Genomic DNA, 710 nt, shown 5'->3' on the forward strand with positions numbered 1-710 from the left:
GCTAGCCGTGGCTTACTAGTAAAAGACCGCCAAGCCTTAGAAATAGCTCAAGATGCAGATGTGATAATTTTAGATAAAACGGGTACTTTAACAACTGGTGAATTTAAAGTATTAGATGTAAAACTTCTTAATGACAAATATACAAAAGAGGAAATCATTGCCTTATTGGCAGGTATTGAAGGAGGATCTAGCCACCCAATTGCTCAATCAATTATCAGTTTCGCCGAGCAGCAAGATATACGTCCAGCATCTTTTGATTCGATTGATGTGATTTCCGGTTCTGGAGTAGAGGGTAAAGCAGGTGGGCACCGTTACCAATTAATCAGTCAAAAAGCCTATGGACGTAATCTTGATATGGATATTCCAAAAGGAGCAACTCTTAGTGTCTTAGTAGAAAACGATGATGCCATTGGTGCTGTAGCTTTAGGGGACGAATTAAAACCAACGAGTAAAGAGTTAATTAAAGCTCTTAAAAAGAACAATATTCAACCAATTATGGCAACAGGTGATAATGAAAAAGCGGCTCAAGGCGTGGCAGAAGTTTTAGGGATTGAATATAGATCAAATCAATCTCCACAAGACAAATATGAGTTAGTTAAAACACTTAAAGATGAAGGAAAGAAAGTTATCATGGTAGGTGATGGTGTAAATGATGCTCCTTCTCTTGCCTTAGCAGATGTTGGTATAGCTATAGGTGCTGGAACTCAAGT

The 710-nt window shown here is 38.2% G+C and carries 1 protein-coding gene; it reads left to right on the plus strand.

The genetic code is table 11. From position 1 onward, the window contains the following. The coding region (locus ACQRDX_RS09465; RefSeq protein WP_427897467.1) for an HAD-IC family P-type ATPase at positions 1-710 on the plus strand (710 nt) is incomplete at both ends.

The sequence above is a fragment of the Streptococcus sp. SGI.013 genome (assembly GCF_050315295.1).
In the GTDB taxonomy this organism is placed as follows: domain Bacteria; phylum Bacillota; class Bacilli; order Lactobacillales; family Streptococcaceae; genus Streptococcus; species Streptococcus porcorum.